Source organism: Prescottella equi, assembly GCF_020171745.1.
Classification (GTDB): Bacteria; Actinomycetota; Actinomycetes; order Mycobacteriales; family Mycobacteriaceae; genus Prescottella; species Prescottella equi_A.
Window position 1 is genome coordinate 13,067 of the sequence record NZ_JAIVAH010000016.1, and the last position, 19,076, is coordinate 32,142.

Here is a 19,076-nt window from a genome sequence, read left to right on the forward strand (position 1 = left end):
CGGAAGGTTAGGCGAGCATACAATAACTAATGTAAGCCTTACCTGAGTGCCCTTTGTCTGGTTCTGAAACGACGAGGTCCGCGGACGAAACGCCCGCGGACCTGTGGGGGAGTGTCGGCCTCAGCCGTTCGCGAAGAGGTGGATCCGCTGTTCGCGGCTGCGCTCGAGGTGGGTACGCATGTGCTCGCGGGCGGCCCGCTCGTCCCGGGTGCGGATCGCCTCGAGGATGTTGCTGTGCTCGGCGTTGAGCAGGTCGGGTTCGCCGTAGTTCGACGGCGGCCCGCTGTCGTAGATCCGCAGCTGGGTCGTCAGCCGGACCAGCAGCGTCATGATCGTCGTGTTGTGGGCGGCCTGCCACAGCGCCTCGTGGAAGCGGAAGTTGTCGGTGCGAACCTCGTTGTCGTCCTTGGCGCCGCAGCACGAGTTGTGCAACCGGTCGAGGCGGGCCATGTCGAGGTCGGTGTGCCGGATGGCGGCGGCGCCGGCGGCCTCCGATTCGAGCGCTACGCGGGCGGCGTAGATCTCGATGACGTCCTCCGGGGTGCCGGAGCGGACCCGGAAGCCGCGCGCGGCGCGTTCGAGCAGGCCGTCGTGCGCGAGCCAGTTCAGAGCCTCGCGGATCGGCGTGCGGGAGGCGCCGTACTTCTCGCTCAGCTGTGTCTCGTGCAGTGCGGCACCCTGCGGGAACTTGCCGGCGAGGATGTCGGCGCGCAGGTGCAGGTACTGCCTGGACGTCTGATCGGAGCGGCCGGCGGCGTCGGTGGGTATGAGCGCGCCGAGTTCCGTCAGGTCGTCCCCGTGTGTCATCGGTGCCCCATCTGTCGTTTCTGCCTCGGACTCGCTGATTATGCCACCGACGCCAGTCGGATACTTGCGTATACGCACGTCGTCATTTAAGTTCGTGGGCGCTGATCGTCGTAGTGAGGATGTACAAGTTGTCGAGCGTTGCGTGGCCCCTGATCCAGGCGGAGGAACTCGCCGCCCTTCTCGGGGAGGAACCGGAGCCCGTTGTGCTGGACGTCACGGTCCTGCTCGCGCCGGCCCGCTTCGACGGCGACTACCGGCCCGAGTCGGGGGTGTCCGGGTGGCGGGAGGCGCACGTGCCGGGGTCTCGGCACCTCGATCTGTTTGCCGCGCTCTCGGACACCGGCAGCACCCTGCACTTCTCCCGGCCTCGCGTCGAACGGCTCGTGGAGGATCTCGCCGAGTTGGGCATCGCCCCGGACACCGACGTCGTCCTGTACGACCAGGGATCGATGACGTGGGCAGCGCGAGTTTGGTGGCTGCTCCGCAGCATCGGATTCGACGCACGCGTCCTCGACGGTGGCCTCGCCCGATGGCGGACGCTCGATCTTCCGGTCGCGACCGGGGACGACGCACCGGACCGGCCGGCCGCGGCGCCCCTCGCCGTGACGGGATACCGCCCGGCGTGGGCGGATCGCGACGATGCGATCGCGATCGTCGAGGGGCAGGCGCAAGGCACCCTGGTCTGCGCACTCGCGCCGGCGCAGTTCTCCGGCGCCGAGAAGACCCGCTACTCGCGCCGCGGCCACATTCCCGGCAGTCGCAACCTGTCGGCGAAGAGCCTGCTCGACGACACCGGCCGACTCCGGTCGGTCGACGAACTCCGTGCCCTCGCGTCCTCGGCGCTCGCCGGCGCCGACGATCCGGTGGTCCTCTACTGCGGCGGGGGCATCTCGGCGTGCCTCTCGGCGCTCGGTCTGGTGCTCGCCGGCCGCGACGACATCAGGATCTACGACGGATCCCTCGAGGAGTGGACTGCCGACCCGGCACTACCGCTCGTGACCCTGCCCGGCGGTGAACTGTGACCCGATGTCGTAGGTCCTGACGCCGTCCGCCCGAACTCGCTCTTCTCCCAAGGATTTCCATGACCCGCACCGTCACCGGCGACGACCTCGCCGGCGCTCTGGACGCGCTGCGCACCCAGGTGCCGCTCGTCCACTCGCTCACCAACATCGTGTCCGCGAACTTCCTCACCAACGTGGTGCTCGCGGCCGGGGCCAGCAACGCCCACATCGACAACGCCCACGAGGCAGCGGGATTCGCCCGCATCGCCGGCGGTGTGCTGGTCAACCTCGGCACCCCCGACGACGGCACCGCAACGGCGTTCACGCTCGCGGCCGAGGCCGCCCACGACGCCGGCACCCCGTGGGTGCTCGACCCGGTCGGCGTAGGCGGGCTGCCGTGGCGCAGCGGGCTCGCGGTCGACCTGCTGAAGCATCGGCCCACCGCGATCCGCGGCAACGCGTCCGAGATCATCGCGCTCGCCGGACTCGGCGGCGACACCCGCGGCGTCGACAGCTCCGACGACCCCGCGGCGGCGGTGCCCGCGGCCGTCGCCCTGCTCGAGCACGCCGAGGTGGTCTCGGCGTCCGGCCCGGTGGACCACCTGGTGGGCCGAGACGCGCACGGCGCCGTCGTCGGGGTCCGGATCGGCGGCGGCAGTGACCTGCTGCCACGGGTGACCTCGACCGGGTGCTCGCTCGGTGGCCTGGTCGCGGCCTACCTCGCGGTGGCGCCGACCCCGCTCGTCGGGCTGGCCGCCGCGCACGCGCACGTCGCGGTCGCGTCGGAGATCGCGGCCGAGAAGTCCTCGGGCCCCGGCTCGTTCGCGGTCGAGTACCTCGACGCGCTGGCCGCCGTCGACGCGGAGACGCTCGCCGAGCGTGCCCGCATCGAGTCGATCGACCTGGCGATCGTGGGTGGAATCCGATGAGCATCAAGACTTTCTGGTACCTCACCCAGGCTGACGGCGACTTCCCGTGGAGCCCGGGCGGGCTCTACCCGGTGGACGGGGCGCGGCAGATCGAACTCGCCAAGACCATCGACGACGGCGGCTTCGACGGCGCCCTCGTCGCCACGTGGTCCAACGATCCGTTCGCCTCCGCGGCCTGGGCGGCGTCGCACACCAGCCGCATGAAGTTCCTCGTCGCGATCTACGCCAACATGATCCCCGCGCGCCTGCTCGCCGAGAAGGCGCTCACGTTCGACGCCTTCACCGGTGGCCGCCTCATGATCAACTCGGTGAACGGACGCGACAACATCCTCACCAAGTACGACATGAACGTCGAACACGACCGCCGCTACGAACTGGGGGAACAGTACTGGGCGGACTTCCGGCGGTACTACCGTGAGGGCACCGAGTCGAACTTCCCGAACACGCCGCTGCGTATCGACGGGCCGGCCGACCACGACGTTCCACTGTGGGGTACCGGCGACTCCCCGGCCGGCCTGGCGAACTCGGGCAAGGTGCTCGATGCGTACCTGGTGATGCTCCGCGAGACGTCGTTCATCGAGGACAAGTTCGCCGGTGCGCGGGCTGCCGCGGCCGCCGCAGGACGCGAGTTCACCGATTTCGGCGCGCTGTCCGGCGTGATCGTCCGCCCGACCCGGGACGAGGCGATGGACCGGTTCCGGTCGCTGTTCGAGAAGGCCGGGATCGACCAGATCGCCGACGTCCTCGACAAGGCGGTGCGCCGCCGCACCGGCGGGCAGCAGGACCTGGCGACCTTCACCGCCCGCGACGCGCAGCGCCAGGGCTGGGTCGACACCATCGTCGCCGGCAAGATCCCGGAACCGAACGATCTCTACCTCGGTGACGGCCTGTACGCCGGCATCACCGCGTGGTCGCCGCTCGATATCTTCGCGACGGGGTCGTCCGCCGTCTACTACGTCGGCGCACCCGACGAGATCACCGACCACGTCCGGGTGCTGAAGCAGCGGACGGGGCTGACGTCGCTGATCCTGGCCGGTTGGCCGCTGATCGACGAGGCGAAGCAGGTGGCCGAGCACCTGATTCCGCGGTTCGCCGACCTCGACTGAGACAACCCGCGAGCGGGCGTCGTGACCTCCTTGTCGCGGCGCCCGCTCCTCGTTGACTCGGCCTGCACGCGCGAGAACAGTGAGTGGTACCGGGAACGATCTTCGGAGGTGCCGAATGGTTCGCGCAGCACTGTTGGTACGAGTGGAGGCGAAACGCGGCAAGGAGGCTGCCGTCGCCGAGTTCCTCGAGAGTGCGCTGTCGCTGGTGCAGGAGGAACCGGACACCACCGCGTGGTTCGCGCTGCGCTTCGGCCCGGCGACGTTCGGCATCTTCGACGCCTTCCCCGACGACACCGGGCGCCAGGCGCACCTTGCCGGCAAGGTCGCGCAGGCTCTCATGGCGCGTGCCGACGAACTGTTCGTCGCGCACCCCACCATCACGAAGGTCGACGTGCTGGCGAGTAAGTTGCCGGGCTGAGGCATCGCCCGGAACCCGTCACGATCGTCGGTGGCCTAGACGAAAACGTGACCATCGGGCCGTTACTTCGAGCCCGATCCAGTGGCCGAGGGCCGGGTCACAGTGTCCGAGTTGTCGTGTGGATCACGAACCGCGCAGTCGCGACGATCTAGGTGACGATGCTCGGCTGTCATGAATAACTGCTGTTCAGCGCCATTTTCCTGACCGAACCGCAGTCCCGCGCCGAGTCGAACCACGTATACCCGCATACCCGAACAGGTACCCCTGCGCGTACTTCTACGGATGTATCGAATCCATAACGACGGAACTCTGGGTTGTGCCCGAACACCGATGCCAGACCAAGTGTCGGACCACAGCAAGACTCGGAGGACCCTCGAATGGCCCTGAAGAACACCCGCCTGACCCGTACCACCCGCGGCCTGCTGCTCGGCGCTGTCGCCGCCGGCGCCGTCATGATCCCCGCCGCTCCCGCCATGGCGCAGCCGTTCACGGCGCCCAGCTGGGGCAGCAGCTCCATCGAGGCCACCCCGGTCGCGAGCTCGAATCAGGCCGTCGCGAACGCCGCCCAGTCCAAGGTCGGCTCGCCGTACGTGTGGGGCGCCACCGGCCCCAGCTCCTTCGACTGCTCCGGTCTGGTCCAGTGGGCCTACAAGCAGGCCGGAAAGTCCGTTCCGCGCACCAGCTACGACCAGGTCGGCGGCGGCACCTCGGTGTCCAAGGCCAACCTGCAGCCCGGTGACGTCGTCGCCTTCTACGGCGCCGAGCACGTCGGCATCTACATCGGCAACGGCAGTGTCGTCCACGCCCCCACCGAGGGCGAGAACGTGAAGATCTCGCCGCTGGACTCGATGACCTTCTCCGGCGCGAGCCGCTACTGAGCCTCCGGCTCCGCACCAGTGCAAACGAGCCCGTCACCCCGAAAGGGGTGACGGGCTCGTTGCTGTAGTCGCTACCTACGTGATCGCGGGTAGCTGAACGACCTGCCCGGCATAGGCGAGTCCAGCACCGAAGCCGAGCAGCAGCGCGGTGTCACCGGGGCGGGCCTCGCCGGAGCGGAGCAGCTGATCCATCGCCATCGGGATCGACGCGGCGCTGGTGTTGCCGCTATCGGCGATGTCCCGTGCCACGGCGACGGTATCCGGGAGTCCCAGTGTCCGGATCAGGGCATCGGTGATGCGACTGTTGGCCTGGTGCGGCACGAAGGCGTCCAGATCGTCCGCTGCGACGCCGGCCTTCTCCAGGGCATCGCGGCATGCCTTCTCGAGGAACGTGATCGCCCAACGGAAGACGGCCTGACCGTCCATCCGGATGTACGGGCGCTCCGTGCTGCCACCTTCGGCTTCGGCGGCCGCGACCTCGGCGAAGTACTGCATGAAGTCCTTGTCCTGCTTGATCGCCGCGGTCTGGCTTCCGTCCGAACCCCACGCGACCGGACCGATCCCCTCGGAATCGGACGGACCCACGACAACTGCACCGGCACCGTCCGCGAAGATGAACGCGCACGTCCGGTCGGTCGGATCGAGCAGGTCGGACAGTCTCTCCACCCCGATCACCAGCACGTGACGGGCCTGCCCGGCTCGGACCAGGCTCGCGGCGTTCCCGAGTGCGTAGCAGAAGCCCGCGCACCCGGCGGAGACGTCGAAGGCGGCGGTGTCCTGCATGCCGAGCTCCGTGGCCACTACCGCCCCGGCCGACGGCCCGAGCACCATCTGCGACGAGGTCGCCAGCACGACGGCGTCGATCTGCTCGGCGACCAGGCCGGCCGCGGCGAGCGCGTCGCGCGCGGCCGCCACGCTCATCGAGACGACGGTCTCGTCGGGCTCGGCCCAGCGACGCGCCCGGATGCCGGAACGGGTCCGGATCCATTCGTCGGACGAGTCGATGAGGTCGACGATCTCGGAATTCGGGACCACGCGTCGGGGCCGGTACACGCCGAGGCCCAGAAGGCCCGCGTGTGCGACGGGAGTTGCGGTGGCAATGGGGGCAGGCACGGCATCCTCTCCATGTGGAACCGATCGGACCACATGCTCAGATCTAACATCACCGGGATCGTCGTCGTCCGGTTCAGGGCCCGACACAGACGAATCGACCCGCTCGGCGATCGTTTCGGTGATCGGGGAGCGGGTCGATTCGGGAAATACTGACGCGACGGTGTCAGCGCGTCATGCGACTCAGCAGTCGTAGTACAGCGAGAACTCGTACGGGTGCGGACGCAGGTTGACCGGGGCGATCTCCTGCTCGCGCTTGATCGCGATCCAGGTCTCGATCAGGTCGGACGTGAACACGCCACCCTCGGTGAGGTAGTCGTGATCCTGCTCGAGGCGGTCGATGACGGCCGACAGGCTGGTGGGGGCCTGCGGGATGTTGCGGGCCTCCTCCGGCGGGAGCTCGTAGAGGTCCTTGTCGACCGGGGCCATCGGCTCGATCTTGTTCTTGATGCCGTCCAGGCCGGCCATCATCTGCGCCGCGAAGTTCAGGTACGGGTTGCCCGAGGAGTCCGGTGCGCGGAACTCGATGCGCTTGGCCTTCGGGTTGTTGCCGGTGATCGGGATGCGGACCGCGGCGGAGCGGTTGCGCTGGCTGTACACCAGGTTGATGGGGGCCTCGTAGCCCGGCACCAGACGGTGGTACGAGTTGATCGTCGGGTTCGTGAACGCCAGCAGCGACGGCGCGTGGTGCAGGATGCCGCCGATGTACCAGCGAGCGATGTCGGACAGGCCTGCGTAGCCGGCCTCGTCGTGGAACAGCGGCTTGCCGTCCTTCCACAGCGACTGGTGCACGTGCATGCCCGAGCCGTTGTCGCCGAACAGCGGCTTCGGCATGAAGGTGGCGGACTTGCCGTACTGCCAGCAGGTGTTCTTCACGATGTACTTGAACAGCTGCAGGTCGTCGGCAGCGGCAAGCAGGGTGTTGAACTTGTAGTTGATCTCCTGCTGACCACCGGTGCCGACCTCGTGGTGACCGCGCTCGAGCTCGAAGCCCGCGTTGGTGAGGTTCGTGGAGATCGCGTCACGCAGGTCGACGTAGTGGTCGTACGGCGCGACGGGGAAGTAACCACCCTTGGCGCGGACCTTGTAGCCCAGGTTGGGGGAGCCGTCGGCGTTGACGTCGTTGCCGGTGTTCCAGGAGCCCGAGATGGAGTCCAGCTCGTAGAACGCACCGTTCATCGCCGAGTCGTAGCGGACCGAGTCGAAGATGTAGAACTCGGCCTCGGCACCGAAGAACGCGGTGTCGGCGATGCCGGTCGACTTCAGGTACTCCTCGGCCTTGCGCGCGACGTTGCGGGGATCGCGGCTGTAGGCCTCGCGGGTGAACGGATCGTGGACGAAGAAGTCCATGTTCAGCGTGCGGGCTTTGCGGAAGGGGTCGATCCGCGCGGTGGAGACGTCGGGGAGCAGCATCATGTCGGACTCGTGGATCGACTGGAAGCCGCGGACCGAGGAACCGTCGAACGCGAGGCCGTCCTCGAACACGTCCTGGTTGAACGCGGAGGCCGGGATCGAGAAGTGCTGCTGGACGCCCGGCAGGTCGCTGAACCGGATGTCGACGTATTCGATGTCCTGCTCGGCGATGTATTTGATGACCTCATCGGCCGTGGTGAACGCCACGTTGGTGCTCCTTAAGTCGGTTACCTGCCGGTCGGGTTGCGGCGGCTTCGTCGAGGCAAGACGGTAGAGAGCCGGTGTTGCCCGTTAATCAAGCCTATGTTTCGCCAGTGTTACACGTCGGGATTCGGGGCGTGGACGGGGTGTGAATGTGACCATTCCCACCGGTCGCCCCGCTGCCGCGGGTGTGACGGACAGCACCGCGGGCGCCGGGGCCGGTCGGAACCCGCACGTCGACGCCTATCCTGGACGGCATGGCACGAATGATGGGTTCCTGGCTTTCCGGACCGTCCGCGGCGCTGCCGAAGGACCAGACCGAGGCGCAGGCGTACCGAGGCGAACTTCTCGGGCTTCCGGCCGACGGCCCCGGATCGCTGGCGACCACCGGTCGGCGCATCGGGGCCATCGTCATCGACTGGTTCATGTCCGCGGGCGTCGTCATGCTGTTCATGCAGCAGGCCCCGTGGGACTCCTACGTCTCGACCTACACGCTCGGACTGTGGTTCGTCATCGGCATCGTCTGCGTCACGCTGTTCTCCTTCACTCCGGGGCAGTACGCGATGGGACTGCAGGTGGCCCGCATCGACGGCCCCGTCCCTGTCGGATTCGTGCGCGCCCTGGCCCGCCAGGCACTGATCGTCTTCATCGCGCCGGCCGTCATCACCGACGTCGACGGCCGCGGCATGCACGACCGCGCCACCGGCACCGCGCTGGTGCGCACGCGCTGATCTCTCACCCCGTCCGGTAGAACGGGCCCGTAAACGCCGAATGTCACATCAGTTCAGTCCGACTGAACCGATGTGACATTCGGCGTTTGTGCGTGGTGAGGTCAGCGACGGCGGATGGTGCGCTGCATGCCCTTCATCCGCGCGCCGGGGGGCAGCGGACCCTTGGGCATCGCCGCACCGCTGCGGCTGCCGAGCGCGGCAAGGCGCGACTCGATGGAGTCCATGCGCTTGGTGTCGATGTTGCGAGGCAGCTTGTTGAGGTACTTGACCAGCTGCGACAGCGGGACCTGGCCCTCGTCGTTGCCGATGACGATGTCGTAGATCGGGGTGTCGCCGACGAGGCGGGCCGTCTTCTTCTTCTCCTGCGCGAGCAGACCCTTGACGCGCTGGGGCGAACCCTCGGCGACCAGGATGACGCCGGGACGGCCGATCACCCGGTGCACCGCATCGAGCTGAGCGGTGCCGGTGACGGCGTTCTTCACGCGCCACGCGCCCTGCATGTTCTCGAGCGCCCACGCGGCGGCACCGGCCTGGCCCTCGGCCTTGCCGTACACCGTCTTCTGGACTCGCTTGCCGAAGATGATGAAGGCCAGCAGCACGCCGACGAGGACGCCGATCGGCAACAGGAACCACTGGATGCCGAAGATGAGGCCGACGAGGAAGAACACCAGCGCGCTCGCGACGAGCGCACCGATCATCATCGGCAGCAGCAGCTTGTCTTCCTTGCGCTGCATCTGGAACGCCTGCCAGAGCTGAGTCCGGCGTTCCTTGGACGCCTGCTTGCGGGCCGCCTTCGCCGCAGCCTTCGCTTCCTTGCTTGGTTTGCCCGCTTTACCGGACTTACTGCCGTTCGCCATACCTCACAGGATACGACCCTCACCGCGCACTATCGCGCGCGCGGTGAGGGGGAGAGCACGTCAGGCGCGGGCGGCGAGGCGCTCGAGGACCGAGCTGGCCTCCTGGGAGGCGCTGCCCTCCTCGGCAAGGTGGGCCTGACCCTCGGGGAGTGCGCGGCCGTGGCGGGCCATCGCCTGTGCGTAGAGGCGTCCGGCGCGGTACGACGAGCGCACCAGCGGACCTGCCATGACGCCCGCGAAGCCGATCTCCTCGGCGGCCTTGGAGTGCTCGACGAACTCCTCCGGCTTGACCCAGCGTTCGACCGGATGGTGCCGCGGCGACGGGCGCAGGTACTGGGTGATCGTGATGATGTCGCAGCCGGCCTCGTGCAGGTCGACCAGCGCCTGCTGGACCTCCTCGGGGGTCTCGCCCATGCCGAGGATGAGGTTGGACTTGGTCACCAGGCCGAACTCGCGGGCCGCGGTGATCACGCCGAGCGAACGCTCGTAGCGGAACGCCGGACGGATCCGCTTGAAGATGCGCGGCACCGTCTCGAGGTTGTGCGCGAGCACCTCGGGGCGGGAGTCGAACACCTCGGCCAGCAGATCGGGCTTGCCGTTGAAGTCGGGGATCAGGTTCTCGACACCGGTGCCCGGGTTCATCGCGTGGATCTGGCGCACCGTCTCCGCGTACAGCCACGCGCCGCCGTCGGGCAGATCGTCGCGGGCGACACCGGTGATCGTCGAGTAGCGCAGGCCCATCGACTTGACGCTCTCGGCGACGCGGCGCGGCTCGTCACGATCGAGCGCGGACGGCTTGCCCGTGTCGATCTGGCAGAAGTCGCACCGCCGCGTGCACTGCTCGCCGCCGATGAGGAACGTCGCCTCCCGGTCCTCCCAGCATTCGTAGATGTTGGGGCAGCCGGCTTCCTCGCAGACCGTGTGCAGGCCTTCGTTCTTCACCAGGCCCTTGAGCTCGGTGTACTCCGGGCCCATCTTCGCGCGGGTCCGAATCCAATTGGGCTTGCGTTCGATCGGAGTTTCCGCATTTCGGGTCTCGATGCGGAGCAGCTTCCGTCCTTCTGGGGCGACAGTCACGCCGTTGATCGTACGCCTGACCGAACCGTCGCTCCGGGCTGGGCGGCAGGCCTCAACCGAACCGCACGGTGGTGAACTCGGGGGTGGCCACGGCGGTGTCGAAGGTCACGCGTTCGATGTCGTGGGCGGTCACCGGAAGCGCCCCTTCGAGCGCCGCCTGTACCGCCGCGACGACGGCGGGGGCGACGTCGTCGATGGTCACGTCGCGCCCGAGTTCACGCGACAGGGTCGTCACACCGGCGTCGGTGATGCCGCACGGGACGATGTTGTCGAAGCCGTCGAGTTCGGCGTTGCAGTTCAGGGCGAACCCGTGCATCGTGACGCCGCGCTGCACGCGCACCCCGATCGCGGCGACCTTGCGTTCGGGCAGCCAGTTGCCGGCGACCAGCGCGGCCGGAAGCCACACCCCGGACCTACCCTCGACCCGACCGCACGTCAGACCCAGGTCGGTGCACACCGCGATGAGCGCCTCCTCGATCCGGCGGACGTAGCCGACGACGTCGACCGGTTCGGCGAGCTTGACGATCGGGTAGCCGACCAGCTGACCCGGGCCGTGCCACGTGATCTTGCCGCCGCGGTCGACGTCGATCACGGGAGTGCCGTCGGCGGGACGATCCTCGGGGGCGGTGCGCCGGCCCGCGGTGTAGACCGCGGGATGCTCGAGGAGCAGCAGGGTGTCGGCGCCCCCGTCGTCGGCCCGCGCCGCCGCGAGCACCCGCTGACGATCCCACGCCTCCATGTAGTCGATGCGGCCGAGACGCTCGACGACCATCGGCTGCGAACTGAAACGGGCCGTGCCGGTGGCCGCCGGGAAAACGCTGCTCATGATCGGAGACGTTACGCCGGAGGGCCTACCCGTCGCGCCCTCGGTCCGGTGAGCGGTCAGCGGGTCAGTGCGTACGCGAGTCCGTCCTCGATCGTGCGGTGCCGGAACTCGAAACCGGCGTCCGTCAGCACCTTCGGTACGGCCCGCTGCCCGGTGAGGACGGCCTCCCGGGCGAACTCGCCGACCAACGCGGACGCCGCGAAGCCCGGCACGATCCACGGCGTCGGCCGGTGCAGGGCGCGGCCCATCGCGGACGTGAAATCCGCGTTGGTGACCGGTTCGGGCGCGCACAGGTCGACCGGGCCCCGCACGTCGTCGCCGGTGAGTACGAACCCGATCGCGGCCACCTCGTCGGGGAGGGAGATCCACGACAGGTACTGGCGCCCGCTGCCCAGGCGCCCGCCGAGACCGAGCGAGAACAGCGGACGCAGTTTGCCCAGCATGCCGCCCGTGGGGGAGAGCACGGTCGCGGTCCGCAGGTTCACGACGCGGGCGCCGGCCTCGCTCGCCCGCGCGGTGGCCGCTTCCCAGTCCCGGCACAGCGCAGCCAGGAACCCGGCGCCGGACGGCGAGCGCTCGTCGACGATCCGGTCACCGGTGTCGCCGTAGTAGCCGACAGCGCTGCCGTTCACGAGCACCGGGACGCCCGCCTCGGCGACCGCGTGGGCGAGGACGTCGGTCGTGGTGAGCCGGCTGTCCCGGAGCGCCTGCTTGTAGGCGCCCGACCAGCGTTTGTCGCCGATCCCGGCGCCGCACAGGTTCACGACTGCGTCGACGCCGCGCAGCACCCCGCCGTCGAGTTGCCCTCGGCCGGGATCCCACTGCGACTCGTCGGCGTTCGAGGGTCGTCTGCGCACCAGTCGGGTCACCTCGTGGCCGCCTGCCTGCAGTGATGTGACGAGCGCGTTCCCGATCAGTCCCGACGATCCGGCGACGACGATCCGCATGTGTTCTCCTCCTCCGACGACTCCTGCCGATACGCCGAGGGGCACCACTTCTCGTGGAAGTGGTGCCCCTCGGCGGTCATTCGTGTTGCGTTCGCGATCCGCGGGACCTTACAGGCCCAGGTCGGCCTCGAACGACGCGTCCTCGAGACGCTGCTTGATGGTGGTCAGGAAGCGACCCGCATCCGCACCGTCGACCAGACGGTGGTCGTAGGTGAGCGGCAGGTAGCACATCGAGCGGACGCCGATGGACTCGTTGCCGTTCTCGTCCTGGACCACGACCGGGCGCTTGACGATCGCGCCGGTGCCCAGCATCGCCGCCTGCGGCGGAACCAGGATCGGGGTGTCGAACAGGGCGCCCTGGCTGCCGATGTTGGTGATGGTGAAGGTGCCACCGGACAGCTCGTCCGGCTTGAGGCCACCGGTGCGGGCGCGCTTGGCGATGTCCGCGATCGCGCGGGCCAGGCCGGCCAGCGACAGGTCGCCGGCGTTGTGGATGACCGGCGAGAGCAGACCCTGCTCGGTGTCGACCGCGATGCCCAGGTGCTCGGCAGCGTGGTAGGTGATCTCCTTGGCGCCCTCGTTGTAGCTCGCGTTCACATTCGGGTGAACCTTGAGAGCCTCGACGACGGCCTTCGCGAAGAACGGCAGGAACGTCAGGTTGACGCCCTCACGCTCGGCGAAGTCGGCCTTGGCCTGTGCACGCAGCGCCGCGATCTTGGTGACGTCGACCTCGAAGGTCTGGGTCAGCTGCGCGGTGGTCTGCAGCGACTCGCGGGTCTTGACGGCCGTGATCTGACGGATCCGGTTGACCTTCTGCGTGGTGCCACGCAGGTGGGCCAGCTCGGGACGCACGCCGGCGGTGGCGGCGGCCGGTGCTGCAGCAGCGGGAGCGGCGGCGGCCGGAGCGGCAGCCGGTGCCTTCGCAGCGTCGGCGGCGGCGAGGACGTCCTGCTTGCGGATGCGGCCACCGACACCGGTGCCCGAGACCTTCGACAGGTCGACGTTGTTGTCCGCGGCGAGCTTGCGCACGAGCGGCGTCACGTACGGGGCGTTGTCGGCAGACGGAGCAGCAGCGGCCGGAGCCGGCGCAGGCGCGGGGGCAGCCGGTGCCGGGGCAGCAGCGGCCGGAGCCGGCGCGGGTGCGGGGGCCGCAGGAGCGGGAGCCGGGGCAGCGGGAGCCGGGGCAGCGGGGGCCGGGGCAGGTGCCGGAGCAGCCGGAGCCGCGGCGGCCGGAGCGCCGGAGCCGATGACTGCGAGCCGGCCGCCCACGTCGACGACGTCGTCCTCCTGTGCGCTGATCTCGAGCAGCACACCGGCGACGGGCGACGGGATCTCGGTGTCGACCTTGTCCGTCGAGACCTCGAGGAGCGGCTCGTCGACGGCGACCTCGTCACCGACGGCCTTGAGCCAGCGGGTGACGGTGCCCTCGGTGACGGACTCGCCGAGCTCGGGCATCGTGACCGGGGTGCCGGACGCGGAACCGGCGGGAGCGGCGGCAGGTGCAGCGGCGGGCGCGGGCGCGGCGGCCGGAGCCGGGGCAGCCTCGGCGGCGGGAGCCGGAGCCGGCTCGGCGGCAGCAGGCGCGGGAGCAGCGGCGGGGGCGGGAGCCTCGCCGGCCTCACCGATCACGGCCAGCTCGCCACCGATGTCGACGACATCGTCCTCCTGCGCGACGATCTTCGTCAGGACGCCGGCGGCGGGCGACGGGATCTCGGTGTCGACCTTGTCGGTGGAGACTTCGAGCAACGGCTCGTCTAGTTCGACCGTGTCCCCTTCCTGCTTGAGCCACCGCGTGACAGTTCCCTCGGTGACGGATTCACCCAGGGCTGGCATCTGGACGGAGAAGGCCATTTCTTTTGACTCCTCGACAGTTGTGTTCGGGTTGTTGAGTTTTGTCGACTTGTGGTCGAAAACCATTGTGCTCGAGAAGCACGGTTCCGGCGGCGTTGTACGACGTTTCCGAGGCGCCTCACTCCGGTGGTGTGCTGCGCTTCGGAACCGTCGTGCGGCGCCTTCCGCCCATCCTTTCATTGATGCCCAGAGCGCGTCGTGCGAGGGGCGTGTCATGTGAATTTCCTCGTCGCCGCCGCCTCCTCCTGGCAAAATCGGACAGATCGCTGCGGAGTCGTCCGCGTTGCGCCGGGAGGAGAGTTCACGTGGGGTTGTTCGACCGATTCACGCGCAGGGGTGGGGCGCGTCCGAGGGCGGGGGTCGAGTCCGACGCGCGTCAGCTGGCGGACTGGGCGGCTACGCACCGGGGCGTCGAGGCCTACATCGAGCCGGAGACCACCGTCACGGAGCTGACCGTGGTGCTCGTCGCGTACGACGGCGAATGGACCCGGCGCAAGGTCGGCGGCGAGCGCGGCGCCCGCAAGCTCGGCCAGGACCTGAAGATCCCCGTCTACGACGTGCGCAAGACCGGGTACCCGCAGCGAATGCGTGACTACGACAACCGCCGCCGGATCGAGCGCAAACGCGAACGTCAGCGCGAACTGCTCCAACGCGACCGGGACCTGTGACCCCGGCCTTGCCCGGGGATCCGTCGAACGTCGACGGATCCCCGGGCACGTGCTGCCTTGCGGTGGGCTAGCCGTTGGCGGCGATGTCCTCGATCACCGAGATCATCGTGCGGACCGGGACACCGGTGCCGCCCTTGCCGATGTACCCGAACGGGCCGCCGGTGTTGAACGCCGGGCCGGCGACGTCGAGGTGCGCCCACTGCACGTCGTCGGCGACGAACTCCTTGAGGAAGATCGCGGCCGCGAGCATGCCGCCCCAGCGGTGCGGGGTGACGTTCGCGAGGTCGGCGACCCGGGAGTTCAGGTCGGCGCGCAGCTCGGCCGGCATCGGCATCGGCCACGCGTTCTCGCCGATCTCCTGCGAGATCGTCGCGACCCGGTCACGGAAGTCGTCGGTACCCATGACGCCGGCGGTGCGGTTGCCGAGCGCCACCATCTGCGCGCCGGTCAGCGTCGCGGTGTCGATGAGGTAGTCGGGGTTGTCCTCGCACGCTCGGGCGATCGCGTCGGCCAGGATCAGGCGGCCCTCGGCGTCGGTGTTGATGACCTCGACGGTGGTGCCGCCGTACTGGGTGAGCACGTCGCCGGGACGCTGCGCCGTCGACGACGGCATGTTCTCCGCCATCGGCACCCACGCGGTGACGTCGACCGGCACGCCCAGCTTCGCGGCGAGCACGACGGTGGCGACGACGGCCGCCGCACCACCCATGTCGGAGGTCATGTTCTCCATGCCGGCGGCCGGCTTGATGGAGATGCCACCGGTGTCGAACGTGACGCCCTTGCCGACCAGCGCGACCTTCTTGACGCCGCGGCGCTTGCCGGACGAGTAGGTCATCTGCACCAGGCGCGGCGGGCGCGACGAGCCCTGGCCGACGCCGACGATGCCGCCGAATCCGGCCTTCGCGAGGGCCTTCTCGTCGAGGACCTTGACCGTGAGCCCGGCGGCGGTGCCGAGGGCCTTGGCGCGGGCGGCGAACTCGGCCGGGAACAGGTGACTCGGCGGGGTGTTGACGAGTTCGCGTGCGGTGGCGACGGCCTCGGCGATCGCGGTCGACCGGGCCAGGACGTCCTTCGTCACCTTCGTGCGCGGCGACTCGACGAGCAGTTCGACGCGGGCCAGCGGCCGCGCGCCGGCGCCCGGCGCCGACTTGGCCTTGAATTCGCTGTACGCGTAGGCGCCCAGGAAGAAGCCCTCCGCGGCGGCACCGAGATCGACGGCAGAGAGCGTGGTCGCGGCGGTCGCAACACCGGACAGCGCGCGGGCGGCAACACCGGCGGACTTGCGGACCTGCTCGCCGTCGATCTTGTCGGCGGCGCCGAGCCCGACGGCCAGCACGCTCGACACCGGCAGTGCGGCGGGGGCAGGTACCCGAGTGAGTTCCTCGGCCTTGCCGGTCGCGCCGACCGCCTGCAGGTCGTCGAGCAGCCCCGCGAGCACCGCCTCGTCCACGCCGGCGCCGACGAGCGCCTCGGGCCCGTCGGATCCGGTCGTGAGACCGATCACGAGCACGTCGGCCCGCTTTCCGATCGATCCGGCCAGTGCCAGTTCGGGGCCCAGGGGGCGAATGGGTGACGAGGTTGCGGGCACGGGCATCTCCTGCGGTGGGGAAGTCGGTAAAGGGGGTTACCGAAATCCGATGTTAGTGCCCGGATTGCGGTACGGAGGTGCGGGCGGCGTCGGCTAGCGTTGTCGCCCATGAGCGACGAGCAGCTGCTGCAGGGCCCCATCCATTCCGTTCACGTCGACCTCGGCGCCACCTTCGCCCCGTTCGGCGGGTGGGAGATGCCCGTCTCGTACGCCGGCACCGTCGCCGAGCACACCGCGGTCCGTGAGGCGGCGGGCCTGTTCGACGTCAGCCACCTCGGCAAGGCGCTCGTCAAGGGCGCCGGTGCCGCCGACTTCGTCAACGCGACGCTCACTGCCGACCTCGGCAAGATCGGCCCGGGCCAGGCCCAGTACACGCTGTGCTGCACCGAGACCGGCGGCGTCGTCGACGACCTCATCGCCTACTACGTCGCCGACGACGAGGTGTTCCTCGTCCCGAACGCCGCCAACACCGCCGACGTCGTCGCGCGCCTGCGGGCCGCGGCGCCCGCGGGACTCGAGATCACCGACCAGCACCGCGACTACGCCGTGTTCGCGGTGCAGGGTCCCAAGTCGGGCGAGGTCCTCGCCGCGCTGGGACTGCCGACCGACATCGAGTACATGGGCTTCGTCGACGCGGACTGGAATGGCGTGCCGGTGCGGGTGTGCCGCAGTGGCTACACCGGTGAGCGCGGCTTCGAACTGCTGCCGCGCTGGGCCGACGCGGAGGCGCTGTTCCGGGCGCTGATCGACGCGGTCCGCGCGCAGGGCGGCGAGGTGGCCGGTCTCGGAGCCCGCGACACACTTCGTACCGAGGCGGGCTACCCGCTGCACGGGCACGAACTCTCGCTCGACATCTCGCCGTTGCAGGCACGTTGCGGGTGGGCGATCGGCTGGGCCAAGCCGCAGTTCTGGGGCCGCGACGCGCTCACCGCGGAGAAGGCCGCCGGTCCGGCCCGCCGGATGTGGGGCATCAAGGCGCTCGACCGGGGTGTTCTGCGGCAGGGACAGACCGTGTCGAAGGACGGCGCGGCGATCGGGGAGACGACGTCGGGCACCTTCTCGCCGACGCTCAAGGTGGGGATCGCTCTGGCGTTGCTCGACACCGCGTCCGGGGTGGCGGCGGGCGACGAGATCACCGTCGACGTGCGCGGGCGTAGCCTCCGATGCGAGGTCGTCACGCCGCCGTTCGTGCCGGTCCACACCAAGTAACGCTCGGTACCAGGGAAAAAGCGGCGAAACTCCGTTAGATAGGATCACGGCTTATGACAGACGGCCTCGAATTCGCGCGCACCCAGCATCCTTCTCCCGCGACCGAAGAGGCGCGGCGTGAAATTCTGGAGGCGCCCGGGTTCGGTCGGTACTTCACCGATCACATGGTCTCGATCATGTACACCGAGGGCCGCGGCTGGCACGACGCCGAGGTGCTGCCCTACGGGCCGATCGAACTCGACCCGGCCGGCATGGTCCTGCACTACGGCCAGGCCATCTTCGAGGGCCTCAAGGCCTACCGTCAGCCGGGCGGCGGCATCTCGTCGTTCCGTCTGACCGCGAACGCCGAGCGGCTGCGCCAGTCGGCCCGCCGCCTCGCGATGCCGGAGCTTCCGGACGACCTGTTCGTCCGGTCGATCGACGCGCTGCTCGACGTCGACGAGGCGTGGGTTCCCGCCGCGGGAGGCGAGGACTCGCTGTACCTGCGCCCGTTCATGTTCTCCACCGAGGCGGGACTGGGCGTCCGCCCGGCCAAGGAGTACCGCTACCTGCTGATCGCGTCCCCGGCCGGCGCGTACTTCCCGCGCGGCGTCAAGCCGGTGAGCGTGTGGCTCTCGCGTGAGTACGTGCGGGCGGCACCGGGCGGCACCGGCGCCGCGAAGTTCGCCGGCAACTACGCCGCGTCGCTGCTCGCGCAGGCGCAGGCGTCCGACGAGGGCTGCGATCAGGTGGTGTGGCTCGACGCGATCGAGCGCAAGTACGTCGAGGAGATGGGCGGGATGAACCTGTTCTTCGTCTTCGGCTCGGGCCCCGACGCCCGCCTGGTGACCCCGTCGCTGTCGGGTTCGCTGCTGCCGGGCATCACCCGCGACTCGCTGCTGGCGCTGGCCGCCGACGCCGGCTTCTCCGTCGAGGAGCGCAAGATCAGCACCGACGAGTGGCGTGAGAAGGCTGCCTCGGGCGAGATCACCGAGGTGTTCGCGTGCGGCACCGCGGCTGTTATCACGCCGGTCGGCCGGGTCAAGTCCGCCGAGGGCGAGTTCACGATCGCCGACGGCGAGCCGGGCAAGATCACGATGGCGCTGCGCGACACCCTCACGGGCATCCAGCGCGGCACCTTCGCCGACACCCACGGCTGGATGACCAAACTGCGCTGAGTCGGCACAACGTTCGACATCGGGCCCTTCCGCTTCGGCGGGAGGGCCCGATCGCGTTCGCGCGCGGAAGCGGTGCGCCGCGAGCTAGCGTGACGGCATGTTCTGGCTCCAGGTGATCATTGCGGGTCTGCTCGTGGTCGGTGCCTACGTCGGGCTGGGTGTGCTGACCGCGATGGGTCAACTTCGTCGGGGAGGCGGTGTCCTCGCCGTGGCAACTGCGGTCCTGTTCTTCCCCGTGCACTGGGTGGCGTGGTACATGCGTGACGCACGGTCGTTCAGGCGCGCCTCGGAGCGAGGGTGAT

Annotated in this window: 19 protein-coding genes; 10 read left to right on the forward strand and 9 right to left on the reverse strand. The window is 69.3% G+C overall.

Annotation, left to right across the window (positions count from 1 at the left end):
* Window positions 1-120: 120 nt before the first annotated feature.
* Window positions 121-807 (reverse strand): GntR family transcriptional regulator, encoded by a 687-nt coding sequence (locus tag LCL87_RS13320; RefSeq protein WP_225020311.1) that lies wholly within the window; start codon window positions 805-807, stop codon window positions 121-123.
* Between the two features lie 119 nt (window positions 808-926).
* On the opposite strand from LCL87_RS13320, the gene LCL87_RS13325 reads away from it, so the two are divergent.
* The 5 genes from LCL87_RS13325 to LCL87_RS13345 all read left to right on the forward strand — a co-directional run bounded on the left by LCL87_RS13325 (window position 927) and on the right by LCL87_RS13345 (window position 5,139).
* Entirely contained in the window at window positions 927-1,829 is a 903-nt protein-coding gene (locus LCL87_RS13325; protein ID WP_225020313.1) for a rhodanese-like domain-containing protein, read from the forward strand.
* Between the two features lie 59 nt (window positions 1,830-1,888).
* Window positions 1,889-2,737, forward strand: a complete 849-nt coding sequence (thiM, locus tag LCL87_RS13330) for a hydroxyethylthiazole kinase (protein ID WP_225020315.1) — start codon at window positions 1,889-1,891, stop codon at window positions 2,735-2,737.
* Window positions 2,734-3,843, forward strand: coding sequence for an LLM class flavin-dependent oxidoreductase (locus LCL87_RS13335; protein ID WP_225020317.1), 1,110 nt, complete (start codon window positions 2,734-2,736; stop codon window positions 3,841-3,843). The genes thiM and LCL87_RS13335 overlap by 4 nt, the downstream gene beginning before the upstream one ends.
* A gap of 115 nt (window positions 3,844-3,958) precedes the next feature.
* A complete protein-coding gene (locus LCL87_RS13340; protein ID WP_225020318.1) occupies window positions 3,959-4,261 on the forward strand; it encodes an antibiotic biosynthesis monooxygenase in 303 nt (100 codons plus the stop codon).
* A gap of 377 nt (window positions 4,262-4,638) precedes the next feature.
* On the forward strand, window positions 4,639-5,139 hold the full coding sequence (locus LCL87_RS13345; RefSeq protein ID WP_225020320.1) for a C40 family peptidase: 501 nt from the start codon (window positions 4,639-4,641) through the stop codon (window positions 5,137-5,139).
* A 75-nt stretch (window positions 5,140-5,214) separates the two neighbouring features.
* Here LCL87_RS13345 and LCL87_RS13350 read toward each other — a convergent pair whose 3' ends face one another.
* Both LCL87_RS13350 and glnA read right to left on the reverse strand, forming a co-directional pair.
* The gene (locus LCL87_RS13350) at window positions 5,215-6,252 is read right to left on the reverse strand and encodes a beta-ketoacyl-ACP synthase III (RefSeq protein WP_225020322.1); all 1,038 of its coding nucleotides are present in this window, start codon (window positions 6,250-6,252) and stop codon (window positions 5,215-5,217) included.
* Window positions 6,253-6,432: 180 nt separating this feature from the next.
* A complete protein-coding gene (gene glnA, locus LCL87_RS13355) occupies window positions 6,433-7,869 on the reverse strand; it encodes a type I glutamate--ammonia ligase (RefSeq protein WP_225020324.1) in 1,437 nt (478 codons plus the stop codon).
* A gap of 251 nt (window positions 7,870-8,120) precedes the next feature.
* On the opposite strand from glnA, the gene LCL87_RS13360 reads away from it, so the two are divergent.
* A complete protein-coding gene (locus tag LCL87_RS13360; protein WP_225020326.1) occupies window positions 8,121-8,594 on the forward strand; it encodes an RDD family protein in 474 nt (157 codons plus the stop codon).
* A 101-nt stretch (window positions 8,595-8,695) separates the two neighbouring features.
* Here LCL87_RS13360 and LCL87_RS13365 read toward each other — a convergent pair whose 3' ends face one another.
* The 5 genes from LCL87_RS13365 to sucB all read right to left on the reverse strand — a co-directional run bounded on the left by LCL87_RS13365 (window position 8,696) and on the right by sucB (window position 14,152).
* A complete protein-coding gene (locus LCL87_RS13365) occupies window positions 8,696-9,451 on the reverse strand; it encodes a DUF4191 domain-containing protein (RefSeq protein ID WP_225020328.1) in 756 nt (251 codons plus the stop codon).
* A gap of 60 nt (window positions 9,452-9,511) precedes the next feature.
* Complete coding sequence (gene lipA / locus LCL87_RS13370) at window positions 9,512-10,528, reverse strand: lipoyl synthase (RefSeq protein ID WP_225020330.1); 1,017 nt, start codon at window positions 10,526-10,528, stop codon at window positions 9,512-9,514.
* Window positions 10,529-10,580: 52 nt separating this feature from the next.
* Window positions 10,581-11,354: a lipoyl(octanoyl) transferase LipB gene (gene lipB, locus LCL87_RS13375; RefSeq protein ID WP_225020333.1), complete on the reverse strand. Its 774-nt coding sequence runs from the start codon at window positions 11,352-11,354 to the stop codon at window positions 10,581-10,583.
* A 56-nt stretch (window positions 11,355-11,410) separates the two neighbouring features.
* Window positions 11,411-12,301: a TIGR01777 family oxidoreductase gene (locus tag LCL87_RS13380; protein ID WP_225020335.1), complete on the reverse strand. Its 891-nt coding sequence runs from the start codon at window positions 12,299-12,301 to the stop codon at window positions 11,411-11,413.
* Between the two features lie 108 nt (window positions 12,302-12,409).
* Window positions 12,410-14,152, reverse strand: coding sequence for a 2-oxoglutarate dehydrogenase, E2 component, dihydrolipoamide succinyltransferase (sucB, locus tag LCL87_RS13385; RefSeq protein WP_225020337.1), 1,743 nt, complete (start codon window positions 14,150-14,152; stop codon window positions 12,410-12,412).
* 305 nt (window positions 14,153-14,457) lie between these two features.
* Between sucB and LCL87_RS13390 the strand changes: the two genes are divergently transcribed.
* Entirely contained in the window at window positions 14,458-14,820 is a 363-nt protein-coding gene (locus LCL87_RS13390; RefSeq protein ID WP_225020339.1) for an oxidoreductase, read from the forward strand.
* A 67-nt stretch (window positions 14,821-14,887) separates the two neighbouring features.
* Here LCL87_RS13390 and LCL87_RS13395 read toward each other — a convergent pair whose 3' ends face one another.
* Window positions 14,888-16,414: a leucyl aminopeptidase gene (locus LCL87_RS13395; protein WP_225020340.1), complete on the reverse strand. Its 1,527-nt coding sequence runs from the start codon at window positions 16,412-16,414 to the stop codon at window positions 14,888-14,890.
* 102 nt (window positions 16,415-16,516) lie between these two features.
* On the opposite strand from LCL87_RS13395, the gene gcvT reads away from it, so the two are divergent.
* The 3 genes from gcvT to LCL87_RS13410 all read left to right on the forward strand — a co-directional run bounded on the left by gcvT (window position 16,517) and on the right by LCL87_RS13410 (window position 19,075).
* Window positions 16,517-17,617, forward strand: a complete 1,101-nt coding sequence (gcvT, locus tag LCL87_RS13400) for a glycine cleavage system aminomethyltransferase GcvT (RefSeq protein WP_225020342.1) — start codon at window positions 16,517-16,519, stop codon at window positions 17,615-17,617.
* Window positions 17,618-17,670: 53 nt separating this feature from the next.
* Window positions 17,671-18,774: a branched-chain amino acid aminotransferase gene (locus LCL87_RS13405; RefSeq protein ID WP_225020344.1), complete on the forward strand. Its 1,104-nt coding sequence runs from the start codon at window positions 17,671-17,673 to the stop codon at window positions 18,772-18,774.
* Between the two features lie 97 nt (window positions 18,775-18,871).
* Complete coding sequence (locus LCL87_RS13410) at window positions 18,872-19,075, forward strand: hypothetical protein (protein ID WP_225020346.1); 204 nt, start codon at window positions 18,872-18,874, stop codon at window positions 19,073-19,075.
* Window position 19,076: the final 1 nt, after the last annotated feature.